The sequence below is a fragment of the Variovorax glucosi genome (genome assembly GCF_051216695.1).
Classification (GTDB): Bacteria; Pseudomonadota; Gammaproteobacteria; order Burkholderiales; family Burkholderiaceae_C; genus Variovorax.
In genome coordinates this window covers 422,018-443,151 of sequence record NZ_JBPJZE010000001.1, presented here as the reverse complement: position 1 = coordinate 443,151, position 21,134 = coordinate 422,018, and the positions used below count along the sequence as shown (strand labels likewise).

General features: G+C 64.5%; 19 protein-coding genes. 5 read left to right on the top strand and 14 right to left on the bottom strand.

All coding sequences use genetic code 11. From position 1 onward, the window contains the following. Window positions 1-2: 2 nt before the first annotated feature. The 11 genes from ACSFA3_RS02150 to dapC all read right to left on the bottom strand — a co-directional run bounded on the left by ACSFA3_RS02150 (window position 3) and on the right by dapC (window position 14,478). Window positions 3-2,036 (bottom strand): ABC-F family ATP-binding cassette domain-containing protein, encoded by a 2,034-nt coding sequence (locus ACSFA3_RS02150; RefSeq protein WP_435503759.1) that lies wholly within the window; start codon window positions 2,034-2,036, stop codon window positions 3-5. Next, window positions 2,033-3,787: a M14 family zinc carboxypeptidase gene (locus ACSFA3_RS02145; protein ID WP_435503758.1), complete on the bottom strand. Its 1,755-nt coding sequence runs from the start codon at window positions 3,785-3,787 to the stop codon at window positions 2,033-2,035. The genes ACSFA3_RS02150 and ACSFA3_RS02145 overlap by 4 nt, the downstream gene beginning before the upstream one ends. 2 nt (window positions 3,788-3,789) lie before the next feature. After that, window positions 3,790-4,638, bottom strand: a complete 849-nt coding sequence (locus ACSFA3_RS02140; protein ID WP_435503757.1) for an ABC transporter permease — start codon at window positions 4,636-4,638, stop codon at window positions 3,790-3,792. A gap of 12 nt (window positions 4,639-4,650) precedes the next feature. Further along, window positions 4,651-5,574 carry an ABC transporter permease gene (locus tag ACSFA3_RS02135; protein WP_435503756.1) on the bottom strand — a complete coding sequence of 308 codons (924 nt, stop codon included), beginning with the start codon at window positions 5,572-5,574 and terminating at the stop codon, window positions 4,651-4,653. 3 nt (window positions 5,575-5,577) lie between these two features. Next, the gene (locus ACSFA3_RS02130) at window positions 5,578-7,110 is read right to left on the bottom strand and encodes an ABC transporter substrate-binding protein (protein WP_435503755.1); all 1,533 of its coding nucleotides are present in this window, start codon (window positions 7,108-7,110) and stop codon (window positions 5,578-5,580) included. Window positions 7,111-7,154: 44 nt separating this feature from the next. Further along, complete coding sequence (locus ACSFA3_RS02125; protein WP_435504931.1) at window positions 7,155-9,068, bottom strand: ABC transporter ATP-binding protein; 1,914 nt, start codon at window positions 9,066-9,068, stop codon at window positions 7,155-7,157. A 61-nt stretch (window positions 9,069-9,129) separates the two neighbouring features. Beyond that, window positions 9,130-10,029, bottom strand: coding sequence for a 50S ribosomal protein L3 N(5)-glutamine methyltransferase (prmB, locus tag ACSFA3_RS02120; RefSeq protein WP_435503754.1), 900 nt, complete (start codon window positions 10,027-10,029; stop codon window positions 9,130-9,132). Next, window positions 10,026-11,222, bottom strand: a complete 1,197-nt coding sequence (gene dapE, locus ACSFA3_RS02115) for a succinyl-diaminopimelate desuccinylase (RefSeq protein WP_435504930.1) — start codon at window positions 11,220-11,222, stop codon at window positions 10,026-10,028. Before dapE ends, prmB begins: the two co-directional genes overlap by 4 nt. Window positions 11,223-11,248: 26 nt before the next feature. Next, the gene (locus ACSFA3_RS02110; protein WP_435503753.1) at window positions 11,249-12,403 is read right to left on the bottom strand and encodes a PilT/PilU family type 4a pilus ATPase; all 1,155 of its coding nucleotides are present in this window, start codon (window positions 12,401-12,403) and stop codon (window positions 11,249-11,251) included. Window positions 12,404-12,428: 25 nt separating this feature from the next. Then, window positions 12,429-13,253, bottom strand: coding sequence for a 2,3,4,5-tetrahydropyridine-2,6-dicarboxylate N-succinyltransferase (gene dapD, locus ACSFA3_RS02105; RefSeq protein ID WP_435503752.1), 825 nt, complete (start codon window positions 13,251-13,253; stop codon window positions 12,429-12,431). Window positions 13,254-13,284: 31 nt separating this feature from the next. Further along, on the bottom strand, window positions 13,285-14,478 hold the full coding sequence (gene dapC, locus ACSFA3_RS02100; protein ID WP_435503751.1) for a succinyldiaminopimelate transaminase: 1,194 nt from the start codon (window positions 14,476-14,478) through the stop codon (window positions 13,285-13,287). A 72-nt stretch (window positions 14,479-14,550) separates the two neighbouring features. Here dapC and ACSFA3_RS02095 point away from each other — a divergent pair, with 72 nt between their 5' ends. Continuing rightward, the gene (locus ACSFA3_RS02095; protein ID WP_435503750.1) at window positions 14,551-15,366 is read left to right on the top strand and encodes a hypothetical protein; all 816 of its coding nucleotides are present in this window, start codon (window positions 14,551-14,553) and stop codon (window positions 15,364-15,366) included. A gap of 13 nt (window positions 15,367-15,379) precedes the next feature. On the opposite strand, the gene ACSFA3_RS02090 is transcribed toward ACSFA3_RS02095, so the two are convergent. Beyond that, window positions 15,380-15,574 carry a hypothetical protein gene (locus tag ACSFA3_RS02090; RefSeq protein WP_435503749.1) on the bottom strand — a complete coding sequence of 65 codons (195 nt, stop codon included), beginning with the start codon at window positions 15,572-15,574 and terminating at the stop codon, window positions 15,380-15,382. Between the two features lie 188 nt (window positions 15,575-15,762). On the opposite strand from ACSFA3_RS02090, the gene ACSFA3_RS02085 reads away from it, so the two are divergent. Further along, complete coding sequence (locus tag ACSFA3_RS02085; RefSeq protein WP_435503748.1) at window positions 15,763-15,918, top strand: hypothetical protein; 156 nt, start codon at window positions 15,763-15,765, stop codon at window positions 15,916-15,918. Then, window positions 15,915-16,931: a hypothetical protein gene (locus ACSFA3_RS02080; protein ID WP_435503747.1), complete on the top strand. Its 1,017-nt coding sequence runs from the start codon at window positions 15,915-15,917 to the stop codon at window positions 16,929-16,931. The genes ACSFA3_RS02085 and ACSFA3_RS02080 overlap by 4 nt, the downstream gene beginning before the upstream one ends. 55 nt (window positions 16,932-16,986) lie before the next feature. Here the strand turns inward: ACSFA3_RS02080 and ACSFA3_RS02075 are convergent, their stop codons facing one another. Both ACSFA3_RS02075 and ACSFA3_RS02070 read right to left on the bottom strand, forming a co-directional pair. Further along, entirely contained in the window at window positions 16,987-18,276 is a 1,290-nt protein-coding gene (locus tag ACSFA3_RS02075) for an amidohydrolase family protein (protein ID WP_435503746.1), read from the bottom strand. A 64-nt stretch (window positions 18,277-18,340) separates the two neighbouring features. Then, window positions 18,341-19,249 (bottom strand): LysR family transcriptional regulator, encoded by a 909-nt coding sequence (locus ACSFA3_RS02070; protein ID WP_435503745.1) that lies wholly within the window; start codon window positions 19,247-19,249, stop codon window positions 18,341-18,343. 86 nt (window positions 19,250-19,335) lie between these two features. On the opposite strand from ACSFA3_RS02070, the gene ACSFA3_RS02065 reads away from it, so the two are divergent. Next, window positions 19,336-20,739, top strand: coding sequence for an acyclic terpene utilization AtuA family protein (locus ACSFA3_RS02065; RefSeq protein WP_435503744.1), 1,404 nt, complete (start codon window positions 19,336-19,338; stop codon window positions 20,737-20,739). Further along, window positions 20,736-21,098 carry an AtuA-related protein gene (locus tag ACSFA3_RS02060; RefSeq protein WP_435503743.1) on the top strand — a complete coding sequence of 121 codons (363 nt, stop codon included), beginning with the start codon at window positions 20,736-20,738 and terminating at the stop codon, window positions 21,096-21,098. The genes ACSFA3_RS02065 and ACSFA3_RS02060 overlap by 4 nt, the downstream gene beginning before the upstream one ends. Window positions 21,099-21,134 lie beyond the last annotated feature (36 nt).

Below are 21,134 nucleotides of genomic sequence, written 5' to 3'. Positions count from 1 at the left end.
CTTCAGGCTGCGAGCGACTCCAGTTGACTCGACACCGCCATCCAGCGTTCCTCGAGCCGCTCGATTTCATCATTCAGGGACTTCAGGCGCTTGCCGGCATCGGCAATCTCGGCGGCCGGGAGTGGTTTTGCGAGCCGCGCTTCGAGCGCTGCTTTCTCGACAGCGGCCGCAGCCAGTTTTTCATCGATCTGGACGATCTCGCGCTTGAGCGGTTTCTGCTGATCGCTGCGCTGCTGGCGACCTTGTGCGTCCTGCTTGCGCTGATCCGCTGAAGCGGGCGCAGGCGCGGCCACGGCAGGCGCAGGCGCAGCGACAACGGCTGCAACCACAACCGGCGCGGGCGCTTTCTTAAAAGCCTCCTTGGCTTCCTCCCGCTGACGCTTGGCTTCTTCCAGCAGGTAACGCTGGTAGTCGTCCAGGTCGCCGTCGAAATCGGTGACGGCGCCGCGACCGACCATCCAGAACTCGTCGCAGACCGAGCGCAGCAGCGCACGGTCGTGGCTGACCAGCATCAGCGTGCCTTCGAACTCGTTGAGCGCCATGGCCAGTGCTTCGCGGGTGGCGAGGTCCAGGTGATTGGTTGGCTCGTCCAGCAGCAGCAGGTTGGGGCGTTGCCAGACCATCATCGCCAGCACCAGCCGCGCCTTTTCGCCGCCGCTCATGGTGCCGACCGGCTGCTTGACCATGTCGCCGTTGAAATTGAAGCTGCCCAGGTAGCTGCGCAGATTCTGTTCGCCGGTGGGTTCCTTGGCGGCGGTGCCCATTTCCCGGGCCATGCGCACCATGTGTTCGAGCGGCGTGTCCTGCGGGCGCAGAACGTCGAGTTCCTGCTGCGCGAAGTAGCCGATGTTCAGGCCCTTGCCTTCGGTCACGGTGCCGGCGGTTGCGCCCATCTCGCGCGCGATCGTCTTCACCAGCGTCGATTTGCCCTGGCCGTTCGCGCCCAGGATGCCGATGCGCTGGCCGCCCTGCACCGAGCGGTTCACGCCTTGCAGGATCGTCCGCGTCACGGGTTCGGCCGCGCTGCCTTCTTCGGGCTGCATGACGTACCCGAAGCTCGCATTGCTGATCGACAGCATCGGGTTCGGGATGTTGCCTGGCTCCTTGAACTCGAAGGTGAAATCGGCTTCGGCCAGCAGCGGCGCGACCTTTTCCATGCGTTCCAGCGCCTTGACCCGGCTCTGCGCCTGCTTGGCCTTGCTGGCCTTCGCCTTGAAGCGATCGATGAACTTCTGCAGATGGGCGATCTTTTCCTGCTGCTTGCCGAAAGCGGCCTGTTGCTGCTCCATGTGCAGCGCGCGCATTTCCTCGAACTTGCTGTAGTTGCCGCCGTAGCGCGTGAGTTGCGCATTGACGATGTGCAGCGTGACGGTCGTCACCGCATCCAGGAATTCGCGGTCATGGCTGATGACGATCATCGTGCCGGCATAGCGCTGCAGCCATGCTTCGAGCCAGACCAGGGCGTCCAGGTCCAGGTGATTGGTGGGTTCGTCAAGCAGCAGCAGATCGCTCGGGCACATCAGCGCGCGCGCGAGCTGCAGGCGCATGCGCCAGCCGCCGGAGAAGCTGTTGACCGGCAGATCGAGCTCGTGCGTCTTGAAGCCCAGGCCGAGGATCAGCGCCTGCGCGCGCGGCACGGCGTCGTGTTCGCCGGCATCCGCCAGGTCGGTGTAGGCATGCGCCAGCGCCATGCCGATGTCGGCATCGTCGGGCGTGGCTTCGTAGCTGGCTTCGGTGACGGCCAATGCTTCGCGCAACTCGACCAGCTTGGTGTCGCCGCCGACCACGAAATCGGTGGCCGAATCGCTGGTCTCGGGCATGTTCTGCTCGACCTGCGCCATGCGCCACTGTTTTGGCTTGTAGAAGTCGCCGCCGTCCTCGTGCAGCGTGCCGTTGAAGAGCGCGAAGAGCGTCGATTTGCCGGCGCCATTGCGGCCGACCAGGCCGACGCGCTCGCCGGGGTTGATGGTGACGTTGGCGCCGTCCAGCAGGACTTTGGCGCTACGGCGCAGGACGACGTTCTTCAGATTGATCATGGGCTCGGCGGTAGGAAACTCAAGGCTTCGACCGCAGCCAGCACCGTCGCGGTCTGCGTGTCGTGGGCCAGGATGAAAGGATCACCGTGGACAGTCTCGTCGGGAAACTCGGTGATCAGGGTCAGGGCGGGTCCGGGGCGGTCGACCTCGCTGATGGTGCAGGCCGTGCCGTGGATCACTTCGAAAGGAAGCTCGCCGGCATGCCGATTGTAAGTGGCGAGCTGCGCGGCGTTGAAAGCCATGAGATCGGCCCTCTCGGCAAGCCGTCGGCAGACGTGTTCGGCAAGCTGTCGTGCCGGCCCGGACCAGCCGGGAAGATGCCGCAGGATCAGGAAAAAGCCCTTCGGCACGGTCCAGAGATCGAATCCGCGCGGAATGTAGCCGCTCAGCGGCCGCGTCCATTCATGCGCCGGATAGCCGTGCAGGTTGACGTGCAGCGTCGCACGCGAGAGTGCAAATGCCTGGTGACGCGCCTCGCGCTCGTAGAACGGCGGCTGTTCGCGGTATTCGAGGTCGTCGCCGAGCGCCGTGTATCGGGCGGCATGCTGCATGTGCTCCCGCTGCGCCGGGCCGTGCGCGCAGAGTTCGTGGCGCAGGGCGTAGCCGTCGGGGTTCTCGAGCGCGATCAGCGCGAAATTGGCATCCGCACGCGCAGCCAGCGTGTGCGCCGCACGCAGCGCGCCGACGACGCCGGACGTCTCGTTGGCATGCTGGCCTCCGCTGACGATCACCGCAGGAAGCGGCTTGCCGGTCGCGCGGTGGACGCCGAGCACCTGCCGACCTTGCCGGGTGAGCGCTTCGAAACGCACACCGCCGATCGCCGCCATCTCGCGTGCGATGCGTGCCGGCGACAGCGGCGAAACCACATCGGCGAGCGATGTGACGTCGATTCTTTCGATCGATTCGGTTTCTACGGCCGGTTTCGGATACGCACGCAGCGCTATCCGCACCGACACTCCGCCGTCGATGCTCGCCCGAACGTCCGGCACGATCTGGCCCGGCTGCAATCGTCGGTCTCCCAGCGGCCGTCCGCTGCGCTGCTGAAAGGTTTCGAGCAGCGAGAAGTAGAGGTCTTCGTGCATCGCCTCATGCAGATCGATCCAGGCGCTGCCGGGCGGACGCGGCGAATCCGGCAGGTCGACGCGGATGTCGAGCCGTTCGAAGTAGGGCTCGATTTTGGGCCAGTCGTGGTGGTGCAACGTGTGCATCGCAAGCTGGAAGATTTCTTCGTAATCGGTGCTTTTCTGCGCACCGTCGAACCAGCCGCAGGGCGACAGCATCGCGTTGCCGAGCAGGTCTTCATGGAAACGGTTCGGCGCGAAGACGGTGTCGATGCGATGCGCACCGTTGCGCCAGCGCAATTCGACTTCGTAGCGCGGCACGGCGTCGGATTCAGGCTTCGCTTGGAGTTGCAGCGTGACGCCGGCCAGCATGTCGGCCAGCGGATAGCTTTCGAGCGCGAAACGGCGCGGCGATGCGCCCGGATGCACGGGATATCGCACGACGACGCTGGCAAGCCCGTCGATGTCGACTTCTTCCTCGAAGTGGTGGACAAGCGGCTTGTAGGCGCTGCGAAAGCGAGCGCGGATGCCGGCGGCGGCAAGTCGCTTTTCGGCTGCCCGGCGGGCGATGGCGCCGTCGAACAGCCAGGCTTCGACCGATGGAGCGCCGGCGCCTTGCGCCGATAGTTCGGCCACCCACGCGTCCAGCGTGCGCGGCAGCTTCTTGTCCAGCAGCAGCGTCATCGTCATCGTCAAACCTTTCCGAGCGGGTCGAGCCGATCGCGCAGCCAGTCGCCGAGCAGGTTCAGCCCAAGCACCGTCAGCATGATCGCCAATCCCGGAAACACGCTGACCCACCACGCCGTCTGCAGATAGTTGCGCCCGTCGGCCAGCATGCCGCCCCAGGTCGGGATCTGCGGATCGACGCCGAGCCCGAGGAAGGTCAGGCTGCTTTCGAGCAGGATGTTTTCGGCGACGTTGAGCGTCATCAGGATCACCACCGGACCGAGCACGTTCGGCAGGATGTGGTGCCGCACCATCGACAGATCTCGCACGCCGAAAGCCCGCGCGGCCTGCACGAACTCGCGTTCGCGCAGCGACAGCACCAGCCCGCGAACGAGTCGCGCGTACTGCACCCACTGCGACAGGATCATGAACAGGATGATGTTGCCCAGCCCGCCGCCGAGGATCGAGATGAAGGTCAGCGCGATCAGGATGAAGGGCAGGGCGAGTTGCACGTCGACGCAGCGCATCAGGAACATGTCCCAGAAGCCGCGGTAGTAACCGGCGATCAGGCCGACGATGACGCCGACCGTCACCGATCCCGCCACCGAGACGAAGCCGACGAACAACGACACGCGCCCGCCGAGCAGCACGCGCTCGAGCACGTCGCGACCCAGCGGATCGGTGCCGAGCAGATGACGCCATTCGGTGAATGGCGCGGTAAGGCGCGCGGCCAGGTCCATGCGGGTGCCGAGGTCCGGGAAGAGCAGCGGCGAGATGATCGCCAGCGTCAGCATCGTGCCGACGAGCAGCACGCCGAGGATGAATTCGAGCGAGCGCAGATGGCGCCAGCGGTCTGGGAGGGTCGCGGTAGACATGGCGGTGCTTCCTCAACCGTTTCGAATTCGCGGATCGACCAGCCCATAGGCCACATCGACCAACAGGTTGGCGAACACCACCAGCAGCGCCAAAACTGTCACCGATCCTTGCAACACCGGATAGTCGCGTGCCGAGATCGCGTCGAAGGCCAGCGTGCCCATTCCTGGCCAGTTGAAGACCTTCTCGACCACCACCAGCCCGCCGATCATCTTTCCGAATTGCAGCCCGATGTAGGTGATCAGCGGAATCGCGCAGTTGCGCAGCGCGTGCTTGTAGAGCACGACGCTGTTCTTCAGCCCCTTGGCGCGCGCGACCATGATGTATTGCGCGCCGAGCGTTTCGAGCATCGAGGTGCGGACCAGCCGCACGTTGGTGGCCGAGAAGATGATCGCCATCGTCAGCGTCGGCATGATCAGGCTCATCGGTCCGTCCCAGCCCGACGGTGGGAGCAGCGGGAAGGTGATCGACAGCAGCAGCACCAGCATGATCGCCAGCCAGAAATTCGGGAACGACAGTCCGACCAGCGACCCGATGCGGATCGCCTGATCGATGCCGCGTCCCTGGTGCACGGCCGCCTGGATGCCGAGCGGAATCGAGATCAGCAACGAAAGCAGCAGCGAGGCGCCGGCCAGCGCCAGCGTCGCCGGCAGCGCATCGCCGATCAGCTGTGACACGGGCGTGCCGCCCAGGAAGCTGCGACCGAAATCGCCCACGACCATCCCCTTGAGAAATTCCGCGTACTGCACCGGGAAGGGCCGGTCCAGCCCGAGACCGGTGCGGATGTTTTGCAGGTCTTCCTCGGTCACGCTGCCGGCGCCTTGGGCCAGCATGATGGCCGGGTCGCCCGATAGCCGCACCGCATAGGACACGAACAGCGTGACCACCAGGATCACGAACGCGGCCTGCAGCAGCCGCTTGAACAGGAAACCCAGCATCGATCAGTCGACCGTGGCTTCGACGAAGCGGAAGCGTCCATCGGCCGGCAGCGCCAGGTTCTTCGCGCGCTTGTTGATGCCGTACACCGTGTTCAGGCTGTAGAGCGGCATTTCGAGCGCCTGGTCTGCCACATAACGGCCGATTTCCTGCAGCGTGACCTTGCGCGCCGCCTGGTCCCAGGTATTGCGCTGCGTGTGCAGCAGCGCGTTGAGCTTGGCATCGTCGTCGAACGGATTCCAGCGCTGCTTCGTGTAGTACATCGAATAGGCGGTGTTGTCGTAGTCGAATGTCCAGCCGCCCCACTGGTTCTGCCACATCTCGCCGGTCTTGCCGTTCGGGATGATGTCGTTGAGCAGCACGTTGGTCTCATACGGCTTCAGCGACACCTGCAGGCCCACGGCCGACAGATAAGCCGCCACGGCTTGCGACACCTCGCGGAAGTTGCTGTCCGGCCCACGGAAGTCGAGCTGGATCTGCGTGCCCGGCTTGACGCCGGCCTTCGCCAGCATCGCCTTGGCCTGCGTCGGGTTGAAGGGCAGCGGCTTCAGCGCCGGGTCGTAGCCGAAGGACAGTTCGCCCTGGAAGCTGGCGATCGGCTTGGCCTGGCCGAGCAGGATCGTCTTGATGATCGCGTCGCGGTCGACCGCCATCGTTAGCGCCTTGCGCACCTGCACGTCTTTCATGATGCCGCGCTGGGTGTTGTAGCGCAGCGCGAGCGCCACCGGGCCGCCCATGCTGACGACGTCCAGCTTGGTGTCTTTCTTCAACGTGTCGATCAGCGCCAGCGGCACCTGATTGGCGACGTCGATGCGGCCGGCCTGCAACTCGGCGGCCTGCGTGGCCGGCTCTGCGATAAAGCGGTAGACCAGCGCATCCACCTTCGGTGCGCCGCCCCAGTATTCGGCGTTCTTCGCGAACGTCAGGCTGACCTTCGGCTTGTAGTCGGTGAACCTGAACGGGCCGGTGCCGACCGGGTTCATGCCGAAGAACTGACTGCCTTTTTCCTTGATGTACTTCGGCGGCACGATCATCGCGCCGTAGCCGGCCAGCTTGGTCAGCAGCACCGGGTCTGGCGACTTCAGGAACATGTCGACGGTCAGCGGATTCACCACGACGATCTTGTCGATGGAAGCGTAGTTCGACTGCTGCGGTCCCTTCTTGCCTTCTTCGCCCAGCAGGCGGTCGAAGGTGAACTTGACGGCTTCGGCGTCGAACGGCTCGCCGTTGTGGAACTTGACGTTCGGGCGCAGCGTGAAGCGGATCTTGGTGTTGTTCTCCATGAACTCCCACTTGGTGGCGAGTCCCGGAACCAGCTTCATGTCCGGCGTCCGCATGATCAGGCCATCGAACACCTGGCCGCCGACCGCGCCCCAGGCGACGAGGAAGGTCGCGATCGGGTCCCAGTTGCCCGGGTCCTGGTGCAGGGCGACGGTCAGCGTGCCAGCGGCTTGCGCGTGTGTCATGGCCAGCGGACTGCAGAGTGCGGCCAGCGCGAGGCTGGAGGCGAGCAGGGTGCGCTTGAAGGTTCGGGTCATGTCGGCTCTTTCGGTGAGAAAAAAAGGATTGGAGAGATGTGGGCTCAGGCGACTTGCGCCGCGCGGTGATCGCGCGAAATCTCGATCAGTTCGAGGATTGCCGGCTCGTCACCGACAGCGCGCATGGGGCTCGGAATCTCGCCTTCGATCAGCGACAGGTCCTTGTGGCGCCCGGGCTCGGCCACCGGCACTGCAGCCAGCAGCTTGCGCGTGTACGGATGGGCCGGCGTCTCGAACACCGCCTGTCGCGTGCCGATCTCGACGATCTGCCCGAGGTACATCACCGCGACGCGATGGCTGATCTTCTCGACCACCGCCATGTCGTGCGTGATGAACAGGTAAGACAGCCCGCGCTCGGCCTGCAGCGCCATCAGCAGATCGATGATCTGCGCCTGGATCGACACGTCCAGCGCCGAAACCGATTCGTCCGCGATGATCAGTTTCGGGTTGCACGAAAGCGCACGCGCGATGCACACGCGCTGGCGCTGCCCGCCCGAGAACTCGTGCGGGAAGCGGTTCGCGTGCTCGGGCTTGAGGCCGACATCGACGAGCAGTTCGGCGACGCGGCGATCGATTTCCTTGTCGTCGGTCAGCAGGTTGTGCGTCCGTATCGGTTCCGCGATGCTGAAGCCGACGCGCTTGCGCGGATCGAGCGACGCGTACGGATCCTGGAAGATGTACTGGATGTCCTGCCGCAGCTTGCGGCGGCCGGCTGTGTCGAGCGTGTCGATGTCCTGCCCGTCGAAACGGATCGTGCCGCTGGTCGGTTCAACCAGCTGTTGCAGCGTCTTGCCGATGGTCGATTTGCCGCTGCCCGATTCGCCGACCAGCGCCAGCGTCTCGCCGGGATAGATCTCCAGGCTCACGCTTTCGACCGCATGCACGCGGTGCGTCGCGCGGCCGAGCCAGTTGCGCCTGACGTCGAAGCGCGTCGTCAGCTTCTCGACCTGCAGCAGCGGCGCGTCATAGCGCGCGGTCGACTGCACCTGCGTCGTGCCGACCGTGCGCCGCACGTCGCCGTCCAGCACTTCGAGCGGCATGCGCAACGGATGAGGCTGGCCGGTCAGGCTGCCGAGGCGCGGCACTGCAGCCAGCAATGTCTGCGTGTACGGATGCGCCGGCGCGTTGAAGATCTGCTCCACCGGCCCCTGCTCGACCTTGCGTCCGCGCCACATCACGACCACGTCGTCGGCCATCTCGGCGACGACGCCCATGTCGTGCGTGATGAAAACGACGGCCGTGCCGAAATCCCGCTGCAGTTCGCGGATGGTGTTCAGGATCTGCGCCTGGATCGTGACGTCCAGCGCGGTCGTCGGCTCGTCGGCGATCAGCAGCGTCGGCCGGCACGAGAGCGCCATCGCGATCATCGCGCGCTGGCGCATGCCGCCGGAAAGCTGGTGGGGATAGGCGTCGAGCAGGCGCTCGGCATCGGGCAGGCGCACCTTGCGCAGCAGCGCCAGCGCCTCGGCACGTGCTTCGCGCGCGCTCATTCCACGATGAAGCAGCAGCGCTTCGACGATCTGGTTGCCGACGGTGAACACCGGGTTCAGCGACGTCATCGGCTCCTGAAAGATCATCGATATCTCGTTGCCGCGCATGCGCAGCAGCGTCGCCGGCGCGGCCTGCGTCATGTCGAGCACGGTGCCGTCGCGCGACCGGAACATCACCTGTCCGCCGGCGATGCGGCCCCGGTTGTAGTCGGTGAGCCGCATGATCGCCATCGAGGTGACCGACTTGCCGGAACCCGATTCGCCGACGATGGCCAGCGTACGGCCGGCAGCCACGTCGAAGCTCAGGTCGTCGACCGCGCGGAAGACGCCTTGCGGCGTGTCGAATTCGACGCTGAGATTGCGGACGGACAACAGCGGGGCAGCCAGCGCATCGGAAGTGCCTGGGCTTTGAGGAAAACTGGATGGCAAAAAAGTGGTTCCTGTTTCGGTGCGCACATGTGTGCGCATGCGCGCGGATGCACGAATAGCGTGCAAGTCGCGTGCCATGGCACGCGAATCCGCCCGGACCTCAGACGCTTTCGGCTGCAGTCAGCGCTTCGCGCGTCACCAGTAAAACCTGATCTTCGCCCGCCGAGGTTTCCAGCCAGACGACCTCGAGCGTCGGAAACGCAGCCTCGAAATAATCGCGCTCGTTGCCGATTTCCAGCACCAGCACGCCGCGTTCGCTCATGGCGGCCGGCGCATCGCGAAGCAGCGCGCGGATGAAATCCATGCCGTCGCTGCCGCCGGCCAATGCCAGTTCGGGTTCGGCGCGGTATTCGGCAGGCAGCGCGGACATGCTCTGCGAATTCACATACGGCGGATTGCAGAGGATCAGGTCGTACGGGCCGCGAACATCTTTCAGGCCGTCGGAAGTCAGGAGCGTGATGCGCGCATCGAGTTCGTGGCGCGTCACGTTGATGGCCGCGACTTCCAGCGCCGTCGTCGACAGGTCCGCCGCATCGATGGCGATGTCCGGATACGTCATCGCTGCCAGCACGGCCAGGCTGCCGTTGCCGGTGCATAGATCGAGCACGCGCTGGGTGTGTTCGCCGAGCCAGTAGTCGACGCTGCCGTCGATCAGCAGTTCGGCGATGAAACTGCGCGGCACGATGGCGCGCTCGTCGACGTAGAAGGGCACGCCCTGCAGCCACGCTTCTTTCGTGAGGTACGCAGCGGGCTTGCGGCTGGCGATTCGCTCGGCGATCAGCGCATCGACGCGGGAAGCGTCGGCCGGCGAAACCGCCCGCTCGGCGACTTCGTCGATCGCGTCGATCGGCAGCTTGAGTTGCCATAGCACCAGCCACGCCGCTTCGTCGAAGGCGTTTTCCGTTCCGTGACCGAAGGCGACACCGGCTTCGGTCAGCCGTGCGGCGCCGGTCTCGATCAGTTCGATGACGGTGCGTTTCGGAGCGTCGACCGCGTTCATGCGCCTGCCTGCGCTGCCGGCTGGATCGCTTCCAACCGCTCCAGCGTGCGCCGATACAGGTTCTTCAGCGTCTCGATGTCGGCTACCGCGATGTGCTCGTCGATCTTGTGGATGCTGGCGTTGACCGGTCCGAGCTCGATGGTCTGCTTGCAGATCTTCGAGATGAAGCGCGCATCGCTGGTGCCGCCGCTGGTCGACAGCGTCGTTTCGATGCTGGTTTCGTCGCGGATCGCCTGCTGTACGGCGGCGACCAGCTCGCCCGGTTGCGTGAGGAAAGGCAGGCCGCCGACGGTCCAGGCGAGCGTGTACTCGACGCCGTGCGAATCGAGCACCTGCCGCACGCGCTGCTGCAGCGATTCGGGCGTCGATTCGGTGCAGAAGCGGAAATTGAAATCGACCACCGCCGCGCCGGGAATCACGTTGCCGGCGCCGGTGCCGGCGTGGATGTTGCTGATCTGCCAGCTGGTCGGCTGGAAGTGTTCGTTGCCCGCATCCCAGCCGCCGGCCGCATTGATGGCGACCATCTCGGCCAGCGCAGGCGCGAACGCATGGACCGGGTTTTTGGCGAGGTGCGGATAGGCGATGTGGCCCTGCACGCCGACGACAGTGAGTTTGCCGCTCATGGTGCCGCGTCGGCCGTTCTTGATCATGTCGCCGCAACGCTCGACCGATGTGGGTTCGCCGACGATGCAGTAGTCGATCGCCTCGCCGCGCGCGGCCAGCTTGTCGCAAACGACGACCGTGCCGTCGACGCCGGGACCTTCCTCGTCGCTGGTGAGCAGGAGCGCGAGCGTCAGGCTCGGATCGGGGTTCTGTGCGACGAATTCCTCGATCGCCACGACGAACGCGGCAATCGACGTCTTCATGTCGCAGGCGCCGCGTCCGTACAGATTGCCGTCGCGGTGCGTCGGCGAGAACGGATGGCTGGTCCATTGCGCGACCGGGCCGGTCGGCACCACGTCGGTGTGGCCGGCAAAGGCGATGGTTCGGGAGGCATTGCCGGAGCTGCCGTTGCCTGCGCGCACGGCCCAGAGATTGGTGACGCGGAAATCATCCGGTCCGCTTTCGATGGTTTCCAGCGTGAAGCCGAGCGGCGTCAGGCGTTCGCCGAGAAGTTGCTGGCAGCCGGCGTCGTCGGGCGTGACGGAGGGGCGGGAAATCAGTTGCTCTGCGAGCTGCAGCGTGCGGGACATCGGAAGCATCGGAAACTGGGGCTTTCTCAGAATTTCACGTCGAGCGTGATATCGGTGAACGTGGGTATGTCGTCGAGCAGGTTTTGGCGCATTTCGTCGGTGGCGCTCGCGCTCGGCGGCGCCTGGCGGTTCTGCAGCCGCCACATCAGGTTGGTCGGCGAATCGGCGTTGGCGAGACCTTCCTCGCGCGTCACGACGTCGTCGCTGATCATGCGGGCGATGTCTTCCTCGAAGGTCTGCGAGCCTTCGGCCATCGACTGCACCATCGCCTCCTTGACGGCGGTGAAGTCCGACTTCTCGATCATCTCCGCGATCAGCGCGGTGTTGAGCATGACTTCGACCGCCGGAATCCGCGCGCCCTGCGGCGTGCGCAACAGGCGCTGCGCCACGATGGCGCGCAGCGCGCTGGCCAGGTCGCCGAGCAATGTCGGCCGCACTTCGACCGGATAGAAACTCAGGATGCGGTTGAGCGCGCGGTAGCTGTTGTTCGCATGCAGCGTGGCGACGCAGAGATGACCCGACTGCGCATAGGCGATGGCCGCCGTCATGGTTTCGCGGTCGCGGATTTCGCCGATCTGGATCACGTCCGGTGCCTGGCGAAGCGCGTTCTTGAGCGCGATCTGCAGCGACTGCGTGTCGCTGCCGACATCGCGCTGGTTCACCATCGACTTCTTGTTCGTGTAGGTGAACTCGATCGGCTCCTCGACCGTGAGGATGTGGCCGGACGCGTTCTCGTTGCGGTAATCGAGCATCGATGCCAGCGTGGTCGACTTGCCGGCGCCGGTCGCGCCGACCATCAGGATCAGCCCGCGCTTCTCCATGATCAGCGTTTTGAGCACGTCCGGCAGCTGCAGGTCGGCGAACGACGGAATCCTGAGCGCGATGTGCCGCACCACCACGGCGTAGCTACCGCGCTGGCGCATGGCGCTGATTCGGTAGTTGCCGGCGCCCGGCAACTGGATCGCCATGTTCAGCTCGCCGGTGCGCTGGAGCTCCTCGATGCGGGTCGAATGGACGACTTCGCTCAGCAGCTTCAGCGGCGCCTCCGCCGGCAGGACCTGCGCATTGATCGGCACGCAGGTGCCGTTGATGCGGATCAGCGCCGGAGAATCGGCCGAGAGGTAGATGTCGGAGCCCTTGCGCTCCGCCATCATGCGAAGGATGCGTTCCATCGTGTTCATCGGCTTGCTCCGGTGAGGCGGTGGATCAGTCGCGCAGCAGGTCGTTCAGGCTGGTGGTCGAACGGGTCTTTGCGTCGACCTTCTTCACGATGATCGCGGCGTACATGCTGTAGCGGCCGTTGTCCTTCGGCAGGCTGCCGCTGACGACGACCGAGCCGGCGGGCACGCGGCCATAAGTGGTTTCGCCGGTGGCGCGGTCGTAGATCGGCGTGCTCTGGCCGATGTAGACGCCCATCGACAGCACCGAGTTCTCCTCGACGATCACGCCTTCGACGACTTCCGAACGGGCGCCGATGAAGCAGTTGTCTTCGATGATGGTCGGGCCGGCCTGCAGCGGCTCCAGCACGCCGCCGATGCCGACGCCGCCTGACAGGTGGACGTTGGCGCCGATCTGCGCGCACGAACCGACGGTGGCCCAGGTATCGACCATCGTGCCTTCGCCGACGTAGGCGCCGATGTTCACATACGACGGCATCAGGATCGCGCCCCTGGCGATGTAGCTGCCGCGACGCGCGACGGCCGGCGGCACGATGCGGACACCGGCTTCCTTGAGTTCGGCAGCCGACAGGTGCGAGAACTTGGTCTGAACCTTGTCGTAGAAGCCGAGCGAGCCGGCCTGCATCTGCTCGTTGTCCTTCAGGCGGAACGACAGCAGCACGGCCTTCTTGATCCACTGGTGCACGGTCCACTGGCCGACCGATTCGCGGGTCGCGACACGCAGTTTGCCGTTGTTCAGTTCGGAAATCACGTGCTCGACGGCTTCGCGGACTTCGGCTGGCGCCTGGGCAGGCGAAAGGTTGGCGCGGTCTTCCCACGCTGCGTCGATGGTCTGCTGGAGTTGTTGGGTCATTTGATTGGCTGAATTTCGGGAGGACTTTGAATCAGTTCTTGATGAAATCGACGATGCGTTGAGCGGCTTCCACGCATTCCTGGGTGTCGGCGACCAGCGCCATGCGGATGCGGCCCTTGCCGGGATTCACGCCGTCGACTTCGCGCGCCAGGAAGCTTCCCGGCAGCACGGTCACATTGTATTGAGCGTAAAGCGAGCGGGCGAAGGCCGCGTCGTCGCCTTTCCAGGATTCGGGTATGCCGGCCCAGAGATAGAAACCGGCGTCGGGCAACTGAACGTCGAGCACCTTGGCCAGCATCGGCGTCACCGTCGCGAACTTGGCCCGGTACATCGCCCGGTTCTCTACCACATGCGATTCGTCGCCCCACGCGGCAATGCTTGCGGCCGCAACCGCGCCGCCCATCGCGCTGCCGTGGTACGTGCGGTAGAGCAGGAACGCCTTCACGATGGCCGCATCGCCGGCCACGAAGCCGCTTCGCAGGCCCGGCACGTTGCTGCGCTTGGACAGCGACGTGAGCGCGATCAGGTTGCGGAAGTCGGTGCGGCCGAGGCGCTGCGCCGCTTCGAGCCCGCCCAGCGGCGGCTCGTCGCGGAAATAGATCTCGCTGTAGCACTCGTCGGCCGCGATCGTGAAACCGTAGCGGTCCGACAGCGCGAACAGCATCTGCCATTCGTCGAGCGACATCACCGCGCCTGTCGGATTGCCGGGCGAGCAGACGAAGACGAGTTGCGTGCGCGCCCAGACCTCGTCCGGCACGCTGGCCCAGTCGACCGCGAAGTTGCGGTCCGCCATGCTCGGCACGTAATGGACCTGCGCGCCGGCCAGCAGTGCCGCGCCTTCGTAGATTTGATAGAACGGATTCGGCGAAAGAACGACCGGTTTGCGCGCCGGATCGATCACCGTTTGCGTCAGCGCGAAGAGCGCCTCGCGCGACCCGTTCACCGGCAGCACCTGCGTCGCGGGATCGAGCGACAGCCGGTAGCGCTTCTGCATCCAGGCCGTGAAGGACTGCCGCAGCTTCAGGTCGCCGGCGGTCGACGGGTAGGCGGCCAGTCCGTCAAGACCGGCGGTGAGCGCGTCGCGGATGAATTGCGGCGTCGGATGCTTGGGTTCGCCGATGCCCAGGCTGATCGGGCGATGGGCGGGCGAGGGCGTGATGCCGGCAAAAAGTTGTCGCAGCCGTTCGAAGGGGTAGGGCTGGAGCTTCGAGAGCAATGGATTCATAGGTCGAAATTATCCGCCACGCGCCAGTGTGGTGCAGTGTGAATCTAGGAATAGTCTGAACGCCAGCACGGCGTGCCGAATTTACGCTTCTCGCTTACCGCCTCGGTCAATCGACTTCGCGGTCAATTCACAGGCGAAAAGATGAGAAATATAGATTCCTCGCTGAGTTCGAGGCCCATCGGGCTTCTGCCAAGGGATGGTGCGCGGCCGAAAGGATATTCGGCAAACCCGGCACCCTATGCGCCCGCAGGCATGGTTCCTGAATACCGTCCTTCGTGGCTGGCGCCAAGAGACTGGCATGAGAATTCGCTGGCGGTGCTCAATATGCAGGAATTCGAGCAGCGGGTCCAATTGCGAAATCGAATCGAGCAGAATTGGCAATCGCATCAACAGATGAATGCGCCCTGGCAATCGCCACCATTGCACCAGCCACATAATTTGCAGTGGCAGCAGGCCTATCAAGCGCCTGAGCCAATGCTTCCCAATCCAGTCCGGCAACCGTTGAAACGTGCCGAACCCGACGTGGTGCATTACGTTTCCAATTTGCTGCGAATCTCGACCGCCGATGCCCGGCTGAGCGTCAATTTCGACGAGCACGCGGAAGGCTTTCCCATGGATGGAAGAACGCTGAACGTCGATTTGTCCAGTTCGGAGGAATTGAGTCGCGCATATGCATCACTTGCGAATTTGAGGCAGTCGATGACGCTGCGAAATGGCGAGACGGTCAGGATCGAATCCCGCGTGCCGAGAGCGCTGATGCCTGGAGGTTCTCACGCCGAGATCGATCTGTACGTTCTCCGTGACAACGATTTGCCCGGATGCCTCACCGTTTCGCTGAGGAACCAAAATCCTCTGGCTCGCCGTGACCCGGGTGTTTTCTACCGCTGAATCAGCAATAAGCTCAAAAAAATCGTGGATGGCATGCGCGCAAGTCGCGTGCAGCGTTCCACTTCTTCATCGAACCAAAATCCGGGAAACAAATGAAATTCAATTCAGTGCAACCAATGGAGCAGGTCAGTGCCGCAAAGGCGCGGATTTCTGCGTCTGCGTGCCCGCCAGCCAGAATGGGCGGGATGTCGCCGAATGCTCCGGCCATCGATCGGCAATTTGTTCGCGAACATCTGCCTCAGAACGTAATGCACCATATGTTTCACCATGCGCAGCAATTGCACGCGCATCAGATGATCCAAATGAATCGGCGACAGCCGCAAATGCAGTGGGTGCAGCAACCTCAGCAAGTCGCGCGAATGCCCGTGTATCAATTCCATCCGGCACCCGTGCAACATGGGCAACATCGGCATAAGCCTGTTGCTGCGCAGCCAGGCCTACCGCATCGGCATCAGCCGCACCGACATCAGCCGCAGCAAATCCGGCCGCAGCGGTTTCTACCGCAACAGCAACAGCAGCACCATCAGCCCGCATTGTTTCCTGCTCCCATGACGCCGAACCAGATCCAGAGGCAATTGGCAAGACAGCAGCAGCTGGAGCAGTATCAGTTTCAACAGTTTCAACAGCTTCAATTGCAGCAGCAGCAGCAGCAGCAAATGATGCAGCAGCAATTCAATATGCAGCAGCAGACTCCGGTGCTTCAAAGTCAGCAACCGCTGCAACTCCAGCCGCAACAGCCGTATCCGCGTCAGATGTCGGTCCCCGCACGGACGGAGTTCCCGGCACAAAACAACGGCTTCGCACCACAACCCCTGCCACCTCATCCGCAGATGCCATCGGTCATGCAGCGTGGACCGCAACAGCAGGCAGTTCAGCAGAATCGCTTTGCTCGGTCACCTATTGCCTCACATCAATTCGGGCCGCAAAACCCTCCCGCTCCGGCATTGCTTCCATCGCAAATGGAACGTAGCGTTACTCGCGTCCAGCCGAATGGAATCGCGTGGCCATTGGAGATCAATGGCGAAGCTGAAGCGGCAGACCATATCGTCGACAAGCTGAACGCTATTGGGGTCGATGCATACATCAGAGGGAACGTCAATGAACAAGTCGGCGGTCCAGCAAGTTTCCCAAAACGGCTTGACATCCACGTTGGTTCACCGGAAGACATGGCCATGGCTTACGCGTCTCTGGCTGCGATGAACAAGCCGGTAAAGCTGCGCGGCGGCGAAGTTGCCAATCTCAGAACTGTTTCTGCAACGCCTCTAACGCCTGGTCAAACTGCCCAAATCAATCTTCAGTTGATGGTTGCCAACGGTTCATATCGCGAGATCGCAGTGGCACTGTCGAACGCTGGGGCGATGTCTTCACAAGCTGGGCAGTCCGGTTTCGGGCCGAACCCAGTTCCGCAGGGCAACGGGCCCCGGTCGATCCTCACGCGTGGTACGACCGGAGCATCGGGCGTCGCGGCGCAAAGCAACCAGCACGTTCAATGGACTCCCTATGTGCATACCCAGACGCCTCTCCCGCGCGAATACGTCGTCGCTTCGGAACCCATGAGCAGATGACCTGACTCAAAAACAATCAGGCGCAATCCTGCGGACTCTCATTTGCGGACTCTGATTACCCAGGCGCAGCGCGCCAGTCGCACGCTGAAGGTCGCCCGTTCAGATGCAGCCTCGCGGTCGCCGGCGGCGTTTCTGCGAGCAGAACGCCTCGGCGTAACACCTTGAGCCGCGTCGCGCGCAGACGTATCGCCTCGATCGGGTCTTTCGCCTGCAGCAGCACGAAGCTCGCATCGCAGCCCGGCTCTAGCCCGTAGCTGTCCAGCCCGAAAACCTTCGCCGCATTCGTCGTCACCGCATCGAAGCAGCGCCGGATGCCGGCCTGGCTCGTCATCTGCGCGACATGCAGGCCCATGTGCGCGACTTCCAGCATGTCGCCCGAACCCATGCCGTACCACGGGTCCATCACGCAGTCGTGGCCGAAGGCGACGTTCACGCCGGCGGCCATCAGCTCCGGCACGCGCGTCATGCCACGGCGTTTGGGGTAGGTGTCGTGCCGGCCCTGCAGCGTGATGTTGATCAGCGGATTGGCGATCACGCTGACGCCGCTTTCGGCAATCAGTGGAAGCAGCTTGCTGACGTAATAGTTGTCCATCGAATGCATCGACGTGCAGTGCGATCCGGTCACGCGGCCGTGCAGCCCGAGTCGTTGCGACTCGGCGGCCAGCGTCTCGATGTGCCGCGACATCGGGTCGTCCGATTCGTCGCAATGCATGTCGACGCGTTTTCCTCGTTCGGCCGCGATTTCGCAAAGCAGCTTCACGCTCGCCGCACCGTCGGCCATCGTGCGTTCGAAATGCGGAATGCCACCGACGACGTCGACGCCCCGGTCGAGCGCGCGCTTCAGGTTCTCGACACCGCCGGGCGAGCGCAGCACGCCGTCCTGCGGAAACGCAACCAGTTGCAGATCGATGTACGGCGCGACCAGGCGCTTGACTTCCAGCAACGCATCGACCGCCAGCATGCTCGGGTCGCTGGTGTCGACATGCGTGCGGATCGCGAGCAGTCCCTTCGCCACGGCCCAGTCGCAATAGGCGAGCGCGCGCTCGATCAGCGCTTCCTGCTTCAGCAGCGGCTTCAGCTCGCCCCACAGCGCGATGCCTTCGAGCAGCGTGCCGCTCTGGTTGACGCGCGGCAGGCCGTAGCTCAGCGTGGCGTCCATGTGGAAATGCGAATCGATGAAATGCGGCGCAACGAGCTGGCCTTGCGCGTCGAGCGTCTCGAGCGCCGGCGCATGCGCTTCGGAAAGGCCGGCCGTGACTTCGACGATCCGGCCGTCCTGAACGGCGATCGACATGCCGGTCCGGCCGTCGGGGAGGGTGGCGTTGCGCACGAGAAGGTTGAGCATGGCGTGGGCTGTCCGGGATGATCGTGTGAAGTGAAATTATGTGGTTTGACTGCGCGATTGCAGATCAGTCGAGGTTCAGATTGCCCAGACGCGCCACCACCAGGTCATGCAAGGTCTGCGCCGCCACCGACAGGCTGCCCTCCCGCCGCTGCACGATGTTGACGGTGCGCGTGAGCCCGGCCACCGGCAACGGCCGCGTCACCAGCGTGTCGCGCCTGAAATGGAACAGCGTCAGCGCCGGCACCACGCTGATGCCCAGTCCGGCTTCGACCAGGCCCATGACCGTCGCCAGATGCTCGACCTCGAACACGGCGTTCATCCGCAGCGGATGCAGCGCGGCATCCAGCGACTGCCGCACGCTGCTGTGTCGCGCCATCTGGATGAACGGCCACGGCGCCAGCTTGCGGGCGGTCAGCTTCGGCTCGCTCGCCAATGGATGGTCTGCGCGGCAAACGAGGTGAAAGCGGTCGCTGCACAGTTTCCGGCTCAGCAGGTCGGCGTCGGCGGCCGTGCCGTCGCCGGACGATGCAAGCGCGAAATCCGCCGCGCCGCTGCGCACGCGCGCGATGCAGGCGTCGGAGAGCGCGTCGTCCAGATCGACGCGGATACCGGGCCAGGTCGCCATGAATTCCGCCAGCACCGTCGGCAGCCAGCCCGCGGCCAGCGAGGGCAGCGCGGCTATGCGCACACGGCCTTTTCTCCGCTCGACGTGATCTGCCAGATCGGCGATGGCGCCGTTCATGTCGTCGAGCAGCCGCTGCGCCGCCGTCTCGAACAGCCGGCCCTCCGGCGTGAGCTGCACGCTGCGGGTGTCGCGGTCGAACAGCCGGGTGCCAAGCGCGTCCTCGAGCGTGCGGATGACGGCGCTGAAGGCCGGTTGCGATAGATGAGAGAGGTTGGCCGCGCGCGTGAAATTGCGTTGTTCGGCCAGTGTCAGGAATGCGCGCAGTTGGCGGGAAGAGAGTTCGGTCATCTGGAATTCCGATCAATCGATCTGGACTTTCGATTTTACGGATGGTCGAAGGCACCCTACATTGCCTCCACAAAGAGAAAAGAGACATGACGAAACCTGCCGGAATTCCCTCGTCCCTGCTGATCGGCTGCGCCGCCGGCTTTTCCGGCGACCGCACCGACGCCGCCGGACCGGTGGTCGATACGCTCATCGCGCGCCTTGCCCGAGACGGTTCGGGCCCTTCGAGCCAGCGCGCCTTCCTGATCTTCGAAACCCTGGCCGAGCGCACGCTGGCCCTGGCGCAGCTTCGCCGCCGTGCCGATCCGGAATCCGGCTACGAGCCGCTGCTCGACGACATGCTGCGGCCGGTGCTGGCGCGCTGCCTGCAGCACGGCATCCGCATCGTCAGCAATTTCGGCGCCGCGAATCCGCGTGCGGCGGCGCGGCACATCGCCCGGATGGCACGCGAGCTTGGGCTGGCTGTGCCGGCGATCGCGGTGGTGGAGGGCGACGATCTCTCCTCGCCGGAGCACATGGCGCTCTTGCGCGCCGAACTCGGCGCTGCGCTCGACGGTCTGCGCATCGTCAGCGCCAACGCCTACATCGGCGCCGAGCCGATCGCTGCCGCGCTCGATGCCGGCGCGCAGATCGTGGTCTGCGGACGCGTGGCCGATCCCTCGCTCGCGGTCGGGCCGGCGATGTCGCACTTCGGCTGGGCGCAGGACGACTGGGACACGCTGGGCCGCGCGACGATGGCAGGGCATCTGCTGGAATGCGGCGCGCAGGTCTGCGGCGGCTACTTCGCCGATCCGGGCTACAAGGATGTGCCGGGTCTGGAGAACGTCGGCTTCCCCATCGCGGAAATCGAGGCCGACGGGCGCTGCACGATCGGCAAGTCGGAGGGCACCGGCGGCTACGTGAGCGTGGCGACGGTCAAGGAACAACTGCTCTACGAAGTCCACGATCCTGCGGCTTACCTGACGCCGGACGTGGTGGCCGACATTTCCGAAGCAGAGGTCGGCGTGGTGAGCGGCGCTGGCCCCGACCGCGTCGCGCTCTCGGGCGTGCGCGGTCATGCGAGGCCGACGCACTACAAGGTCAACGTCTGCCACGAAGGCGGCTGGCTGGCCGAGGGCGAGATTTCCTATGCCGGTCCGCGTGCCGAGGCGCGCGCGCGGCTGGCGGCCGATGTGCTGCGCAAGCGTCTGCCGGAGTTGACGTTGCGTGTCGACCTGATCGGCGCGATCAGCATCCTCGCGGACGACGATGGCCGGGCGCTGGCCGCAACCGCCGACACGGGTGCGCGAGATGTCCGGCTGCGTGTCGCTGCGACCCATGCCGACCGCTCCATCGCCGAGCGTCTGGGTCGCGAAGTCACCGCGCTCTACACCTGCGGGCCGGCCGGCGGCGGCGGCGTTCGGACGACGCTCACGCCGCGGCTCAACACGCTCTCCTGCCTGCTGCCGCGCGACGCGGTGCCGGTGCGTTTCGAAATGGTGGAGGGCGCATGAACACTTCGACATTCCCGCTCTACCGCGCTGCCCATGGCCGAACCGGCGACAAGGGCGACCGCTCCAACATCAGCGTGATCGCGTGGCATCCGGCGCTATGGCCGCTGCTTGTCGATCAGGTGACGCCAGAAGCGGTCGCGGCGCAATTCGTTCACCGCGCGCCGAGCGGCGTCCAGCGCTTCCTGCTGCCGAAGCTGCAGGCGATGAATTTTGTGCTCGACGCGGTGCTCGACGGTGGCGTCAACGACGCGCTGAACCTCGACACGCACGGCAAATCGCTTTCTTTCCTGCTGCTGGACATGCGCATCGAAGTGCCGGTCGAGTTGCAGCAATTTCTGAACGGCCCGTCCGAAGGCTGAACTTTTCCCCGGCCACCGGCCGACTTCCATCTGGAG

What these genes read in the sequence shown, in the direction of transcription:
- ACSFA3_RS02150 (WP_435503759.1), bottom strand. Translation starts at nt 2,036, where the DNA reads ATGATCAATCTGAAGAACGTCGTCCTGCGCCGTAGCGCCAAAGTCCTG.
- ACSFA3_RS02145 (WP_435503758.1), bottom strand. Translation starts at nt 3,787, where the DNA reads ATGACGATGACGCTGCTGCTGGACAAGAAGCTGCCGCGCACGCTGGAC.
- ACSFA3_RS02140 (WP_435503757.1), bottom strand. Translation starts at nt 4,638, where the DNA reads ATGTCTACCGCGACCCTCCCAGACCGCTGGCGCCATCTGCGCTCGCTC.
- ACSFA3_RS02135 (WP_435503756.1), bottom strand. Translation starts at nt 5,574, where the DNA reads ATGCTGGGTTTCCTGTTCAAGCGGCTGCTGCAGGCCGCGTTCGTGATC.
- ACSFA3_RS02130 (WP_435503755.1), bottom strand. Translation starts at nt 7,110, where the DNA reads ATGACCCGAACCTTCAAGCGCACCCTGCTCGCCTCCAGCCTCGCGCTG.
- ACSFA3_RS02125 (WP_435504931.1), bottom strand. Translation starts at nt 9,068, where the DNA reads ATGCGCACACATGTGCGCACCGAAACAGGAACCACTTTTTTGCCATCC.
- prmB (WP_435503754.1), bottom strand. Translation starts at nt 10,029, where the DNA reads ATGAACGCGGTCGACGCTCCGAAACGCACCGTCATCGAACTGATCGAG.
- dapE (WP_435504930.1), bottom strand. Translation starts at nt 11,222, where the DNA reads ATGTCCCGCACGCTGCAGCTCGCAGAGCAACTGATTTCCCGCCCCTCC.
- ACSFA3_RS02110 (WP_435503753.1), bottom strand. Translation starts at nt 12,403, where the DNA reads ATGAACACGATGGAACGCATCCTTCGCATGATGGCGGAGCGCAAGGGC.
- dapD (WP_435503752.1), bottom strand. Translation starts at nt 13,253, where the DNA reads ATGACCCAACAACTCCAGCAGACCATCGACGCAGCGTGGGAAGACCGC.
- dapC (WP_435503751.1), bottom strand. Translation starts at nt 14,478, where the DNA reads ATGAATCCATTGCTCTCGAAGCTCCAGCCCTACCCCTTCGAACGGCTG.
- ACSFA3_RS02090 (WP_435503749.1), bottom strand. Translation starts at nt 15,574, where the DNA reads ATGGCCGGAGCATTCGGCGACATCCCGCCCATTCTGGCTGGCGGGCAC.
- ACSFA3_RS02085 (WP_435503748.1), top strand. Translation starts at nt 15,763, where the DNA reads ATGGGCAACATCGGCATAAGCCTGTTGCTGCGCAGCCAGGCCTACCGC.
- ACSFA3_RS02080 (WP_435503747.1), top strand. Translation starts at nt 15,915, where the DNA reads ATGACGCCGAACCAGATCCAGAGGCAATTGGCAAGACAGCAGCAGCTG.
- ACSFA3_RS02075 (WP_435503746.1), bottom strand. Translation starts at nt 18,276, where the DNA reads ATGCTCAACCTTCTCGTGCGCAACGCCACCCTCCCCGACGGCCGGACC.
- ACSFA3_RS02070 (WP_435503745.1), bottom strand. Translation starts at nt 19,249, where the DNA reads ATGACCGAACTCTCTTCCCGCCAACTGCGCGCATTCCTGACACTGGCC.
- ACSFA3_RS02065 (WP_435503744.1), top strand. Translation starts at nt 19,336, where the DNA reads ATGACGAAACCTGCCGGAATTCCCTCGTCCCTGCTGATCGGCTGCGCC.
- ACSFA3_RS02060 (WP_435503743.1), top strand. Translation starts at nt 20,736, where the DNA reads ATGAACACTTCGACATTCCCGCTCTACCGCGCTGCCCATGGCCGAACC.